This is a genomic window from Pectobacterium sp. PL64 (assembly GCF_022477975.1).
Taxonomy (GTDB): domain Bacteria; phylum Pseudomonadota; class Gammaproteobacteria; order Enterobacterales; family Enterobacteriaceae; genus Pectobacterium; species Pectobacterium jejuense.
The window spans coordinates 4,925,576-4,940,376 of record NZ_CP092070.1 but is presented as its reverse complement, the minus strand read 5'-3'; the positions used below and the strand labels follow the sequence as shown (position 1 = coordinate 4,940,376).

Here is a 14,801-nt window from a genome sequence, read left to right as displayed (position 1 = left end):
CTTAGCGAATATAGGTGGCACAATGGCACAGTCTTATCTTTTCAGCATGGATGTACTCTATCGTATTGCCATGTGGGTTTCTGGTCTGGCGTTATTAATTATGACGCTAATAATTCCTGTCGGCATATTCGCACGCTATGTTTTAAATGCCGCATTATCCTGGCCAGAACCCATTTCAATTATTTGTATGGTGACGTTTACTTTTGTAGGCGCCGCAGTCAGTTACCGTTCTAACTCACATATTGCCGTCAGCATGTTGACCGACAGATTGCCAGAATCCGGTAAGAAGATTTGCGTTCACCTGTCGAATATTCTGATGCTCTTAATCAGCCTGTTTATTCTCTATTACAGCACGGTGCTCTGCATGGAGTTATGGGAACAACCCGTCGCGGAGTTTCCATTATTAACCGCGGGCGAAAGTTATTTGCCCCTGCCTATCGGTTCGTTAATTACCGTGCTCTTCATCATCGAAAAAATGCTTTTCGGCCCGCAGGATAAACGCCCTGTGGTAATGCTTGGCAGTGCTTAATTCGGAGCCAATACCATGGATGCATTTATTCTTGTTGCCACGCTGGCCGTGCTGTTGGCGGTTGGCGTTCCCGTCGCCTACGCAGTAGGGTTGAGCGCGATTGTTGGCGCGTTCTGGATCGACCTGCCGCTTGAGGCAGTCATGATTCAGATTACCAACGGCGTGAACAAATTTTCGCTGCTGGCGATCCCTTTCTTTATTCTGGCTGGGGCGATTATGGCCGAAGGCGGCATCGCCCGTCGGCTGGTCAGCTTCGCTTACATCTTTGTCGGCTTTATTCGCGGCGGTTTATCGCTGGTTAACATCGTCGCATCAACATTTTTCGGCGCAATATCCGGCTCTTCCGTGGCAGACACAGCCTCTATCGGTTCGGTGATGATCCCGGAAATGGAGAAGAAAGGTTACCCGCGCGACTTCTCCGCTGCCGTCACCGCCAGCGGCTCTGTGCAGGCGATTTTGACACCGCCGAGCCACAACTCCGTGATCTACTCGCTGGCAACCGGTGGTACCGTATCCATCGCTTCGCTGTTTATTGCGGGGATCCTACCTGGCCTGCTGCTCAGCCTAACGCTGATGGTGATGTGCGTCGGCTTCGCACATCGGCGCGGTTATCCAAAAGGCGAACGCGTACCGTTCCGTCAGGCGCTGAAAATCTTTGTCGATACCCTGTGGGGATTGATGACGGTCGTCATCATCATGGGTGGGATTCTGTCCGGTATTTTTACCGCAACCGAGTCTGCGGCCATCGCCTGCCTGTGGTCCTTCTTCGTGACCATGTTCATCTATAAAGATTACAAGTGGTCAGAACTGCCCAAGCTGATGTACCGCACGGTAAAAACCGTCACGATCGTGATGATCCTGATCGGCTTCGCTGCCGCGTTCGGTGCCATCATGACCTACATGCAGTTGCCGAGCCGCATTACCGAGTTTTTTACCTCCATTTCGGATAACAAGTACGTCATCCTGATGTGGATTAACATCATGCTGCTGTTGGTCGGTACGCTGATGGACATGGCACCGCTGATCCTGATCCTGACGCCCGTTCTGCTGCCCGTCGCCCACTCGCTCGGCATCGATCCGGTGCATTTCGGTATGATCATGCTGGTGAACCTCGGGATCGGCCTGATTACACCGCCGGTAGGATCGGTACTTTTCGTCGCCAGTGCGGTGAGTAAGCAGAAGATAGAACAGGTCGTTAAGGCGATGCTGCCCTTCTACTGCGGGCTCTTCTTTGTGCTGATGCTGGTCACCTATATTCCGGCTATCTCGCTCTGGCTACCTAAGTTCTTTGGCGTCCATACGGGTTAACGCACGCCAAATTGCGCTAATGTTGGTGACTTAAGTATGGATTTACTCGCCCAGTTCCTGTGCTCGCCCTAACGGGCTGCCACAAGTGGCATTTAAAATGCGTTTGCATTTTATAGGGGGAAACACGGTGATGAGGTTCCCGCAGGGATGCCTCGCACCGTGGTAGCCCCCGGTATCTCGATCTTTAAACGATCGGCATTGCGCTATGTTTTTTGGATTGTCGCGAATAACATGGCGCTCCTTGCGTTCTTCCTGAAATGTTTTCATCTACCTCCCATCTTATCCTACTTAAGCCCACACGCCGCTCAAGCCGTGATAACGTAGACCTCATCAATCGAACGCTTATAAATCCAATCGTGCCCCCGCCATTCCCTCCGCGTTCACCGCTGGGAATTGTCGGCGTAGTGAGTCATCCGGCAGAACTGAACAGAAAAGGTGATAGTGGTTATGACAAGCAAAAAAACGGCAACAGCGTTAGTCGCCGCAGGACGCAGCAAGAAATTCACCCACGGCTCCGTCAACCCTGTTATTCAGCGCGCGTCCTCCCTGGTATTCGATACCGTGCAGGACAAAAAAAACGCCACGATTAACCGAGCAAAGGGGGCGCTGTTCTATGGACGCCGCGGTACGCTGACCCATTTCTCGCTGCAGGAAGCGATGGTTGAACTGGAAGGCGGCGCGGGCTGCGTGTTGTACCCGTGCGGTGCAGCGGCTATCTCTAACGCCATTCTTTCTTTCGTCTCAGCAGGCGATCATGTGCTGGTGACCGGTTCGGCCTATGAACCCACGCAGGATTTCTGTAATAAAGTCCTCAGCAAGATGAACGTCAGCACCACCTACTTTAACCCGCTGATCGGTGCCGATATTGCCGAGCTGATCCAGCCCAATACCAAAGTGGTCTTTCTCGAATCGCCCGGATCCATCACGATGGAAGTACACGATGTGCCAGCCATCGTACAAGCCGTGCGCCGTATCAATCCCGACATCATTGTCATGATTGATAACACCTGGGCGGCTGGCATTTTATTCAGAGCGTTCGATTTTGATATTGATATCTCCATTCAGTCTGCCACCAAATATATTGTCGGCCATTCCGATGCCATGATAGGCACGGCAGTCGCTAACGAACGCTGTTGGGCACAGCTGCGTGAACACTCTTACCTGATGGGACAAATGGTTGATGCCGATACCGCCTATGTCGCCAGCCGTGGCCTGCGCACATTGGGCGTTAGACTCAAACAACATCAGGAAAGCAGCATCCGCATTGCTAAATGGCTAGCGGAGCAACCCGAAGTCGCGGTGGTTAACCACCCAGCCTTACCAGAGTGCAAAGGGCATGAATTCTACGTACGCGACTTTAAGGGCTGCAACGGTTTGTTCTCTTTTGTGCTGAAAGAGAAATTGAGTAAAGAAGCGTTGGCGAACTATCTGGATCATTTTGAGCACTTCAGCATGGCATACTCCTGGGGCGGCTTTGAGTCGCTGATTCTGGCGAATCAGCCAGAAGATCTGGCCGCTATCCGTCCTGCTGGCGGCGTGGATTTTACCGGCACACTTATTCGGTTACATATTGGACTTGAAGACAGTGACGATCTGATCGACGATCTGGCTGCAGGTTTCAGCAGGCTGAGCGCTTAGTCTGGCAAGGTCTCAGCGAGTTCAGCTTCGCCAAACGACAGGAAACAAAATATATACCCTAAATAATTCGAGTTGCAGGAAGGCGGCAAGAGAGAGAATCCCGATGAGCTTACTCAGGTAAGTGATTCGGGTGAATGAACGTAGCCAACGCACATGCGGCTTGAAGTATGACGGGTATGGCAGGAAACAAAATATAGGAAGTGTGACGGCCATAAAACCGCCGTATCTTGATTTCCCCTGCGGCGCGGTGGGTAATGCGTTATGATGATCATGAGTCAACGCTTACCCAAAAACCGCGTTACCTTAACCAAAACTAAGCATTAAGCCCTGTCGTATTCTCATCATGCGGCAAGGCGTTTTGCCCATACCGATTTTAGGGCTTGATAAGCAGTAGATTTCAGGTAGCCCAGCGTTCCACGCCGCAGCCTGAGAGATAGTGAATATCGTCATTGGCGGGAAGTAATATGAGTGTGGTTCACGACATTATTCAGGCGCTCTGGCAGCAGGATTTTAGTGCACTGGCCGATCCCCACGTTGTTTGGGTGGTTTACGGCATTCTGTTCACAACGCTGTTTCTGGAGAACGGTCTGCTCCCTGCCTCTTTTCTGCCTGGCGATAGCCTGTTGCTGCTCACGGGTGCGATGATTGCCAAAGGTGTGATGAGCTTTTTCCCTACCATGATTCTGCTCACCGTCGCCGCCAGCCTCGGCTGCTGGCTCAGCTACCTTCAAGGGCGCTGGCTGAGTGATACACGTTTGGTAAAAGGCTGGCTGTTGCAGCTTCCCGCTCATTACCACCAGCGAGCCCATCACCTGTTTCACCGCCACGGCCTGATGGCGCTGCTGGTTGGCCGCTTTTTAGCGTTTATCCGCACGCTGCTGCCGACGATGGCGGGCATTTCCGGGTTAAACAATACGCGCTTTCAGATTTTCAACTGGCTCAGCGGGCTGCTGTGGGTCGGCGGGATTGTCACGCTCGGCTATGCGCTCAGCCACATTCCGCTGGTCAAACGCTATGAAGATCAGGTGATGACCGCGCTGATCCTGCTCCCGATTATTTTGCTGGTTAGCGGCCTGATCGGCATGGCTGTCATGGTGTGGCGCAAAAAACGTGCGGTCGCCTAATCGGGCAACAGCACGCTTTCTTCACGTCTTCAGCTTTCCTCAACCGCCAGGTGACTGGCCTTTACTCTCGTGACTTCATCGCTCGGCGTCGCGCCGAAATAGCGCTTAAATTCCCGGCTAAACTGCGACACGCTCTCATACCCGACACGAGCCGCCGCAACGCCCGCTCTCAGCCCCTCGCTGATCATCAGCACACGCGCTTTATGCAAGCGATAGGATTTCAGGTACTGCAACGGTGATGTGTTGGTGACAGCTTTGAAGTTATGATGAAACGCCGAGACGCTCATGTTCACTTCAGCCGCCAGCTGTTCCACATTCAGGCTATCGGCATAGTGGTTTTCGATACGTCGCAGAGATCTGGCAATCTGGCTGAAGTGCGTGTGCCGATTCACCAGCGCCTGTAACGCTGCACCGCGTTCTCCGCAGAGCATATGATAGATAATCTCGCGCACAATCGCTGGCCCCAGCACGCGGGCATCACGCGGGTTATCCATCGCATCCAGCAGCCGTTCAACGGCACACAGAATCTCATTGGTCAACGGCACGCTGTTCACCCCGCACGTACAGGCACAGGGGCGGATCGCGCTGTCGTCGTCACCGATGTCGATCAGCAAATCCTGAAGCATCTGGATATCGATACGGATCGCCATCCCCACCAGCGGGTGTTCAACGCTGGCTATCGTTTCACATTCGAACGGCAGCGGCACGGTCATCAACAGGTAGTTTTCCGGGTCATACTGGAACGTTTTCCCGCCCAGATAACCAATCTTTTGGCCCTGAAAAATGATGACGATCGTCGGTTCATACATCACTGGCACACGCGGATGGTGCTGTTCCGTATACAGAATTCTGACCTGCGGGACGAGCGAAGGCGTGGCCCAGCTTTTGGCTGAGCAGCGTATTGCCTGCTGCACGATGCGCTGCCGCACCGTCTGTTCTGCCTGTTGCTGTGCTGCTAGTTCCTGAACTATTGGTTCCTGAATAAGCCGCTCGCCTTGGCTTTCCGTCGACATGCTTTGGCTGTCCGTCAACATGCATTGGGTTTGCGTCAAAATGGTGTTCTCTCGCTACGGGTTCGCTTTTCCTGTCCGAAGCCTCTCTCCTGACAGAAGAAACAAAATGACATACCTGCGAATTATTATCACCCTTTTCTCCTATATTTTGGAGAAATAGGCAACAACCAAACAGAAATGTGCATTGAACGTCTTACGTAGGTTGATGACAATATTGAGCATACCGCCATCCTCTCATCCCACGGGAAAAGACATGAATAAAACGATTGAGCTGTTCACCTCACACCGCAGTGAACGTAGCTATCTTGATAAAGCGATTCCCGATGACGTGCTGGATGCCATTATTCAGTCCGCACATCTGGCACCGACCTCCGTGAACTCTCAGCAGGTCTCGCTCGTCGTCACCCGCGACCCGGAACGCAAAGCGCGCATTGCCGAACTGGCTGGCGGCCAGCCGTGGATTGCTCAGGCACCCGTCTTCATCACCGTAGTGCTGGACATGCATAAAACGCAGGTCGGGATTGCCATGAGCGACAAGCAGCAGCACGCCCATGAAAGCCTCGAAAGCCTGATCTCCGGCACAACAGATGTCGGCATCGCGCTCGGAACGCTGATGGCCGCCGCACGCTCGTTTGGGCTGGGCATCGTCCCGATTGGCGGTATTCGTCGCGACCCACAGGCGATGATCGACTTTCTGGAACTGCCTGAACTGACGTTCCCCGTTGCAGGCGTCGCTATCGGCTACGTGGATACCCCTGCGCATCAGAAACCGCGCCTGCCGCTCAATTCGTTCCGTCATGATGAAACCTATCATCAGGACGTTCTGCCTGCGGCGATTGAGCAATATAACCAAACGCTGGTGGCACACTGGCAGCAAACCAGCCGCACGGACGGCGACAACTGGGGTGATAACACCGCCAGCTACTATCAGCACATTTATTTCCCGAAAGTCTTACCCGCGATCCTCCAACAGGGCTTTAAACTGGACAAATAACCTATGCTAAATTTCACACTCCATACCCCTACCAAGATTTTGTTTGGCGAAGGCCAGATTGCTGAATTAGGCAAAGAAATTCCTGCCGATGCCCGTATTCTCATCACCTACGGCGGCGGCAGCGTGAAGCACAATGGCGTGCTGGATCAGGTCTATCGCGCCTTAGAAGGTCGCAATGTCCGTGAGTTTTCCGGCATTGAGCCGAACCCGACTTACGAAACGCTGATGAAAGCCGTCGAGGTTGTCCGGGCGGAGAAGATTGACTTCCTGCTGGCGGTTGGCGGTGGCTCTGTGGTTGATGGCACGAAATTTGTCGCTGCCGCCGCAGATTATCAGGCCGCGCAAGACCCGTGGCATATTCTGCAAACCGGCGGCGCGGAAATCGATCGCGGCGTCGCAATGGCGGCCGTGCTCACCCTGCCAGCGACCGGTTCGGAATCCAACAACGGCGCGGTCATCACGCGTAAATCGACCAACGATAAACTCTCTTTCCGTTCACGCCACACGCAGCCGCTTTTCGCCGTGCTCGATCCGGTCGTGACGTATACCCTGCCCGCTCGCCAGATCGCGAATGGCGTAGTCGATGCCTTCGTTCATACCGTTGAGCAATACCTGACGTATTCCGTCGATGCCAAAGTACAGGATCGTTTTGCGGAAGGTTTACTGCTGACGCTGGTTGAAGAAGGCCCACGCGCGCTGGCTGAACCGGAGAACTACAAGGTCAGGGCCAACGTAATGTGGAGCGCGACCATGGCGTTGAACGGCCTGATTGGCGCAGGCGTGCCGCAGGACTGGTCAACTCACATGCTGGGACACGAATTAACGGCGCTGCACGGCCTTGACCATGCCCAAACGCTGGCTATCGTTCTGCCTGCCATGCTGACGGCAAGAAAAGCCCAGAAGCGCGACAAGCTGCTGCAATACGCCGAGCGCGTCTGGAACCTGCGTGACGGTAGCGAAGATCAGCGCATTGACGGCGCAATTGCCGCCACGCGTGATTTCTTCGAGAAGATGGGCGTGCCGACCCGCATGTCTGACTACCAGTTGGATGGCAGTTCTATCCCGACACTGGTCGCCAAACTCAGTGAGCACGGTCTGACTGCACTGGGTGAGCACCACGACATTACGCTGGAAGAAAGCCAGAAGATTTACGAAGCGGCGCGTTAAGCGCCTCTGCACCCAATCATTCGAGTGACAGGAGAAAAAGCTATCGTTTAAACCACGCCTATATCAGATGATATACCCTCAATGCTGTGTCTGTTAAAGGGAGCCAATCGGCTCCCTTTAACATCAGGCGACATATAGCCGACGAATTTTTCTACTAGAATGAAATCATATGCCTGTTCCTGCGAGGGATCACATTCCTCTATGTCTGTGATATGAACAGGTCGCCCATCCAGTTAACCCTATGATATTTTTATGGATTAACGGATATAAAAGGAGAATGAGATGACGCAACCGAAAGTTAAGCTGGCGGACGGCAATATCATGCCCCAGTTGGGCCTTGGTGTCTGGCGAGCAAGCAGTGAGGACACGGTGATCGCCGTGACTGAAGCATTGTCCATCGGTTATCGGGCGATCGATACCGCCGCGATTTATAAGAACGAGGAGGCCGTTGGTCAGGCACTGAGTTCCGCGAACCTGCCGCGTGAAGAGGTATTCATCACCACCAAGCTCTGGAATGGCGATCATACCGATCCCCAAAAAGCGCTGGAAGAGAGCCTGAGAAAACTTCGGTTAGATTATATCGATCTCTACCTGATTCACTGGCCGCTCCCGCAACAGAACACCTTCGTGGATGCCTGGCGCGGACTCATCAAACTCCAGGAACAGGGTCTGGCAAAAAGCATCGGCGTCAGTAATTTCCATATTCACCACCTACAGCGGTTAAAAGAAGAAACGGGCGTATTGCCGGTCATCGATCAGGTCGAGCTACACCCTCTTCTCCAGCAAAGACAGCTCCACGCCTGGAATGCTATCCACCATATCCAGACAGAATCCTGGAGCCCGCTGGCGCAAGGCGGCGAAGGCGTTTTCGACCATCCTATTATCCGGAAACTGGCGACAAAATACGGCAAAACGCCGGCACAGATCGTGATCCGCTGGCATCTGGACTGCGGGCTGGTGGTGATTCCTAAATCGGTCACGCCGTCGCGTATCAAGGAAAACTTCGAGGTGTTTGATTTCCGTCTGGATAAAGACGAGCTCAGTGAAATTGCCAAGCTGGACTGCGGGAAGCGTCTGGGGTCAGACCCTGACGAACCGAGAAACGACTAACCTACCTTCGATGCCAGCCTGTAGCGGGCTGGCATTTTTCTTCTCATCTAATCAGCAAACTGAATCTCATACACATCGCTACGGCAATGTGCTTCGCTGTATTCCAGCAGTTCACCCCGTTCGTTATAAACATGCAGTTCGCAATACAGCGCTGGAGCCTCCGCCGCAATACCAAGCAGCGCAGCGATTTCTGCCGTACAGGCAATCGCTTTGAAACGATAGCGTTTTTTGTCGGGCGTGATGCCACGCGCCATCCAATACTGATAGAGAGACTGCTCAAGCGCTTCGGGATCGGGTAGGAATTCTTGCGGTATCCAGGTGGTTTCCAGCGAAACGGGCTCGCCATTGCTGAGCCGGACGCGTCGCAGATAGGTGACGGCTTCGCCTTCCGGCAGAGACATTTTCGCAGCGATAGCGGCTGGAGGAACCTGTATTGCCTTTTCTAGCCAGAGACTGCCAGCGACGCCGCCTTGTTTCAGTACCAGCGCAGTGAACCCTTCATCCTCGGCGCTCAACGCGTAGTTAAGCCGTTGAGTCACGCGGGTTCCCACCCCCTGCTGGCGCACAATCAGCCCTTTTTCTTCCAGAAGTGACAGGGAACGGGAAACCGTTACGCGCGACAATCCCAACTGCTGCGCAATCAGTCTTTCGGCAGGTAAGAACTGGCCGGATAACGTCTTACGGCGGCCGATTTCTGATTCAAGCAACGACGCGAGCTGCATGTAGCGAGGCGCCGACGGCGCTCCAGCCAGCTGATCCCTGACCCAAAGCAGTAATTCCCGCATAGTGCAGCCCTTTTAGTGACGCAGCGTTCTGGCTGCGTACAGGTTAAAACAGAAAGTGAACCTGATTTCATAGCGAAACGAAACGCTCGGACGCTGACATTGTTGTAATAAAAAATGTTCTTTCAGCACGAATCAGACCCGAAACAGCGCGCGACGCAAAATGCAATTCACCCTTAATTAATAGCAACATCAATATATAAGATATCGTCCGCACGGCTTCGCATCTTTAATTTTGGTTTGTCTGAATAGAGGTGGATCACATTAAGAAACAGATAAATCTCGGAAGCGTTGCCGTCTGACGAGCGAGCAGTGCGTCAGACAGCAAGGCCGTTACCTTTGTCACAGCGGAGGGGTAACGCGGAGAAACTGGCAGGCTATAAGTTGGTTTACATCGCAGACTGTACAATGAGCTGTCCCGTCGAGCCGCGATCGGCCAGTTCCAGCGTCTGGCTGTAATACAGGAAGGGGAACGCCAGTGAGGAAGGCTGCGTGAAATAAACCAGCAGCTCGACATCGTTATCCACCCACACCGTATCTTTCCAGCCGCTGTCTTCCACCGCCGGTGGTCTACCATTCGCGCTGCGCACCAGGAACTTGACGCCCTGAATGTGGAAAGCCTGCGGCGTGTCGGCGTGGATAATCCAGCGCTCACAGCGGCCAAGCTGGGTTTGCACATCGGCACGCGTCATGTCCCACATCGCACCGTTGATGCCGGGCAGACTGTCACCCAGACGGAACTCACGCGTGCGGCTGATGCTGCCTTCAATGATGTTGTCGGCCAACAAACGCATCGGCAGATTATCCGTGACTAATGGCAACAGCCCCGTCGGCTTCAGCGTGAGTATTTGAGTCGAAATCAGGATGCTGGAAGGCTCAAACAGCCCGCGCAGACGATCCATAATCCCAGCCGACTCACCTGCCGTCAGCGTGACTTCTTCGCCTTGCGACATGTCGACCAGAATTTCGCGCCGTTCGCCGGGCGCGAGAGAAAGCTGGTTCACTGCCATCGGTGCCGGCAGCAACCCTTGATCGCTGGCGATCACATGCATCGCTCGCCCATCGCTCAACCGCATCACATAGCGCCGGGAGTTCGACGCGTTTAACAATCTCAGGCGAACCCAGCCACGGGACACTTCAACAAAGGGATTTTGCACGCCGTTGACGAGCAGCGAGTCACCGACAAATCCGCCGTTAGAGGGCGGGCTATAAATAGGGACACCAAAGTTATCCAGTCGTTTATCCTGAATAATCAATGGGAAATCATCAACACCGTAGTGGTTGGGAAGCGGCAGGGATTTACTGGCGCTGTCTTCCACCAGCCATAGCCCAGCCAACCCGTTATAGATATGCGGGGCCATGCGGTTTGGCGTGTTCGCATGATACCAGCAGGTCGCCGCGGGCTGACGAACGGGCAACACTGGTGACCAGTCGGTTCCTGGAGAGATGATGCGAGCCGCGCCGCCCATCAGCGGCCCCGGCACCTGCAATCCGCCGATCGTCATCGCGACAGGTTCATTCAGGCGGTTACTGTAAATCAGCTTAACGTCGTCGCCGTCGTAGACCCGCACCGTCGGCCCCAGATAATGGCCGTTGATTCCCCAAACGGATGTCTTACGGTCACCGGAGAATGCCCAATGGGCACGCTGCATGGTCAGAAAAAGAGGCTGGCCTCGGCGCGACTCCAGTAATGGCGGTATCGGCAATGCGCCGGGATTCCCACTGGCTTTGGCTGCCAGTGGCGTCATACCCGCACATAACGCAAGACCCGATGCCTGAATAAACTGACGTCGGCTGAGTGACATAATGACTCCGTAAATCCAATAAACCGTAAGCAAAGTTTATCTTCCGATTCGTTCTTGAATAGACAATCGGAAGAAATAATCGCGTAACTCGATGGGGTAAGTTTATTTTTTGTCTGCTGCTTCGCGCGCCGCCACTTCCGCATCCAGCTCCGCAATCTTGGCAGCCATCACATCATGGCAATGTGCAGCCAGCTCGCGAACCTGCTCTTTGGTATATGCGCGGGTATCGATGGGTGGCAACATTTCTACGATAACGAGTCCGTTATTCCAGCGGTTCAACTTCACCTTGTTGCTGGTCGTAGACACGCAAATCGGCACAATCGGCACGTCTGCGCTAATCGCAGCATGAAAAGCACCGGTTTTGAAAGGCAGCAGGCCGCGTCCACGGCTGCGCGTACCTTCGGGGAACATCCAGATAGACGTGTTGCGCTCTTTAATATGCTTCACGACCTGGGCAATGGTGCCATGCGCTTTAGCACGGTTTTCACGGTCAATCAGCAAGTTGCCCGTCAGCCAATAAAGCGGCCCGAAGAATGGGATCCACAGCAGGCTTTTCTTGCCCACGGTAACCGTACGCGGCTGGACCGCTCTGGAGACCGTGACCATATCGTAATTATTCTGATGATTCGCGATATAGATGCAGTTGCCGTAATGCGCGGCTTCTTCCGGTATCCGCATTTCTACTTTCAGGCCAAACACCGTGGACAAGCGTCCAAAAAGATGACCGAAGGTCGCCACATGACGGGGATTTCTAGGGCTGAACAGGCAGTAAAACAAGCCAAAAACACAGACCAAAATCGAAAATATAACGACAATAAAAAAACGCAAAATGGATAACATAGCAACCTCATTAGCCGACAGCCGCCGCTAGTATAGCGATTTCGCGCTAAAACACACGGTGATTCAATTTGCTGCAAGATGGCAACCGGAAACTAAAGAAAGGCGGTATAACACCGCCTTTCTCAACATACACATGACAATATGGAGGAATTATTCTTCGCTGCTGCCGGTGCTAATCTGCTGTGGTGCATCCACCTCAATTCGGTCGATGCGCTGTAGCCCACGCAGCAATGTGCCTTTCCGCCCGCGCTCCCCTTGATACTTCTGAAGCTCGTTTGGACGCAGCACCAGCTTACGCTTACCGAAGTACAGCGTGACTGACGCCTGTGGTGGCAGAAGATACAGCCAAGTCAGACGGTCTTTGCCTTCCGCAAAATCAGCCGAGGAGATGGACACAATCTTGTTGCCTTTGCCTTTCGACAGCTGTGGCAGATCGGAGACAGGGAACAGCAGCATTCTGCCTGCGGCGGTGATCGCCATCAGCAGGTTATCGTCGCCTTTGATCTCGATCGGTGCCAGCGCCTTCGCGTTATCCGGCAGCGTAATAATCGCTTTACCCGCGCGGTTACGCGCCACCAGATCGTTGAAGGTACACACGAAGCCGTAGCCCGCATCGGATGCCATCAGCAGCGGCTGATCGTCTGCAGCCATCAGCACCTGTTCAATCGTCGCGCCCGGCGGCGGCGTGAGTTTGCCCGTCAGCGGCTCACCCTGACCGCGTGCAGAAGGCAGTGTGATCGGATCCAGCGCATAGCTACGCCCGGTGGAGTCAATGAACACCACGGGCTGATTGCTCTTACCTTTCGCGGCAGCGCGGAAGCTATCGCCCGCTTTATAACTCAGTCCGGCAGGATCGATGTCATGCCCTTTCGCACTGCGTACCCAGCCCATTTCCGACAGCACAATGGTAACGGGTTCGGACGGCACAAAGTCGTGCTCGCTCATCGCTTTCGCTTCGCCACGCTCACGCAGCGGCGAACGACGTTCGTCACCATAGGCTTGCGCATCGGACTGAATTTCTTTCTTAATCAAGTTGCTGAGCTTACGGTCTGACGCCAGCAGCGCTTGAAGCTGATCGCGCTCTTTTGCCAGATCGTCCTGCTCACCGCGGATTTTCATCTCTTCCAGCTTGGCCAAATGACGTAATTTCAGCTCCAGGATCGCTTCAGCCTGTGTTTCACTCAGGCTGAACTGACGCATCAGAACGGGCTTCGGCTCATCTTCCGTACGGATGATATGAATGACTTCATCGATATTCAGGAACGCGATCAGCAAGCCTTCAAGGATATGCAGGCGCTTGAGCACTTTTTCCAGACGGTAGTTCAGACGGCGGCATACGGTGTCGCGACGGAAGACCAGCCATTCGCTCAGGATCTCGACCAGCCCTTTCACGCTAGGACGACCATCCAGACCGATCATGTTCATGTTAACGCGATAGCTTTTTTCCAGATCGGTCGTGGCGAACAGATGGTTCATCACCTGATCCATATCGATCCGGTTCGAGCGTGGCACCAGCACCAGACGGGTTGGATTCTCGTGATCGGATTCATCACGCAGGTCTTCGACCATCGGCAGCTTCTTCGCACGCATCTGGCTGGCAATCTGCTCCAGCACTTTGGCACCGGAAACCTGATGTGGCAGCGCGGTAATCACAACATCACCGTCTTCTTTCTTCCACACCGCGCGCATACGCACGGAACCACGGCCATTCTGGTAGAGTTTGCGCACTTCATCACGTGGCGTGATGATTTCGGCTTCTGTCGGGAAATCTGGCCCTTGAACATGCTGCAATAACTCTTCCAGCGAGGCCTTCGGGTTTTCCAGCAGCATCACTGCGGCAGCAGCGACTTCACGCACGTTATGCGGCGGTATATCTGTTGCCATCCCGACGGCGATCCCGGTGGTGCCGTTCAGCAGAATATTCGGCAGACGCGCAGGCAGCATCTTCGGCTCTTGCATCGTGCCATCAAAGTTCGGGGTGTAATCGACCGTGCCCTGCCCGAGCTCGGACAGCAGCAGTTCCGCATATTTGGACAGCCGCGATTCGGTATAACGCATGGCGGCGAAGGATTTCGGATCGTCCGGCGCACCCCAGTTCCCTTGACCATCCACCAGCGGATAGCGATAAGAGAACGGCTGCGCCATCAGCACCATCGCTTCATAGCAGGCGCTGTCGCCGTGCGGGTGGTATTTACCCAACACGTCACCCACGGTACGGGCGGATTTTTTAAACTTGGCGCTGGCATTCAGTCCCAGCTCGGACATCGCATACACGATGCGACGCTGCACAGGCTTCAGGCCATCGCCAATGAACGGCAATGCCCTGTCCATGATGACGTACATGGAATAATTTAGGTATGCATTTTCGGTAAACGTGCGCAGCGCAAGGCTTTCTGCGCCGTCATGAGTCATCTCACTCATTTATCTCACTTCCCTCACATCGCGGCGCGATGGTTACGCTTTCCGGCACGCCATAGCGGCGGTATGTTTG

General features: G+C 54.0%; 12 protein-coding genes. 7 read left to right on the top strand and 5 right to left on the bottom strand.

Annotated elements, in window-relative coordinates; translation table 11 throughout:
• Nucleotides 1–22: 22 nt before the first annotated feature.
• The 4 genes from HP572_RS22225 to HP572_RS22210 all read left to right on the top strand — a co-directional run bounded on the left by HP572_RS22225 (nt 23) and on the right by HP572_RS22210 (nt 4,599).
• Nucleotides 23–529 (top strand): TRAP transporter small permease, encoded by a 507-nt coding sequence (locus tag HP572_RS22225; RefSeq protein WP_205554089.1) that lies wholly within the window; start codon nt 23–25, stop codon nt 527–529.
• 15 nt (nt 530–544) lie between these two features.
• Complete coding sequence (locus tag HP572_RS22220) at nt 545–1,837, top strand: TRAP transporter large permease (RefSeq protein ID WP_010280255.1); 1,293 nt, start codon at nt 545–547, stop codon at nt 1,835–1,837.
• A gap of 447 nt (nt 1,838–2,284) precedes the next feature.
• Nucleotides 2,285–3,475, top strand: coding sequence for a cystathionine beta-lyase (gene metC / locus HP572_RS22215; RefSeq protein WP_240584350.1), 1,191 nt, complete (start codon nt 2,285–2,287; stop codon nt 3,473–3,475).
• 464 nt (nt 3,476–3,939) lie between these two features.
• Nucleotides 3,940–4,599, top strand: coding sequence for a DedA family protein (locus HP572_RS22210; RefSeq protein WP_039499708.1), 660 nt, complete (start codon nt 3,940–3,942; stop codon nt 4,597–4,599).
• 29 nt (nt 4,600–4,628) lie between these two features.
• On the opposite strand, the gene HP572_RS22205 is transcribed toward HP572_RS22210, so the two are convergent.
• The gene (locus HP572_RS22205) at nt 4,629–5,633 is read right to left on the bottom strand and encodes an AraC family transcriptional regulator (RefSeq protein WP_240585807.1); all 1,005 of its coding nucleotides are present in this window, start codon (nt 5,631–5,633) and stop codon (nt 4,629–4,631) included.
• Between the two features lie 232 nt (nt 5,634–5,865).
• Between HP572_RS22205 and HP572_RS22200 the strand changes: the two genes are divergently transcribed.
• The 3 genes from HP572_RS22200 to dkgA all read left to right on the top strand — a co-directional run bounded on the left by HP572_RS22200 (nt 5,866) and on the right by dkgA (nt 8,883).
• Nucleotides 5,866–6,606 carry an NADPH-dependent oxidoreductase gene (locus HP572_RS22200; RefSeq protein WP_109410566.1) on the top strand — a complete coding sequence of 247 codons (741 nt, stop codon included), beginning with the start codon at nt 5,866–5,868 and terminating at the stop codon, nt 6,604–6,606.
• A 3-nt stretch (nt 6,607–6,609) separates the two neighbouring features.
• Nucleotides 6,610–7,773 (top strand): alcohol dehydrogenase, encoded by a 1,164-nt coding sequence (gene yqhD, locus HP572_RS22195; protein WP_240584349.1) that lies wholly within the window; start codon nt 6,610–6,612, stop codon nt 7,771–7,773.
• A 282-nt stretch (nt 7,774–8,055) separates the two neighbouring features.
• Nucleotides 8,056–8,883 carry a 2,5-didehydrogluconate reductase DkgA gene (gene dkgA / locus HP572_RS22190; RefSeq protein ID WP_039504208.1) on the top strand — a complete coding sequence of 276 codons (828 nt, stop codon included), beginning with the start codon at nt 8,056–8,058 and terminating at the stop codon, nt 8,881–8,883.
• A 47-nt stretch (nt 8,884–8,930) separates the two neighbouring features.
• Here dkgA and HP572_RS22185 read toward each other — a convergent pair whose 3' ends face one another.
• From HP572_RS22185 to parC, 4 genes are all read right to left on the bottom strand, one after another.
• The gene (locus HP572_RS22185; protein ID WP_240584348.1) at nt 8,931–9,668 is read right to left on the bottom strand and encodes a GntR family transcriptional regulator; all 738 of its coding nucleotides are present in this window, start codon (nt 9,666–9,668) and stop codon (nt 8,931–8,933) included.
• A gap of 386 nt (nt 9,669–10,054) precedes the next feature.
• Entirely contained in the window at nt 10,055–11,470 is a 1,416-nt protein-coding gene (gene ftsP, locus HP572_RS22180; protein ID WP_205554098.1) for a cell division protein FtsP, read from the bottom strand.
• A 102-nt stretch (nt 11,471–11,572) separates the two neighbouring features.
• Nucleotides 11,573–12,310, bottom strand: coding sequence for a 1-acylglycerol-3-phosphate O-acyltransferase (locus tag HP572_RS22175; RefSeq protein WP_240584347.1), 738 nt, complete (start codon nt 12,308–12,310; stop codon nt 11,573–11,575).
• A 150-nt stretch (nt 12,311–12,460) separates the two neighbouring features.
• Entirely contained in the window at nt 12,461–14,731 is a 2,271-nt protein-coding gene (gene parC, locus HP572_RS22170) for a DNA topoisomerase IV subunit A (protein ID WP_119874351.1), read from the bottom strand.
• Nucleotides 14,732–14,801: the final 70 nt, after the last annotated feature.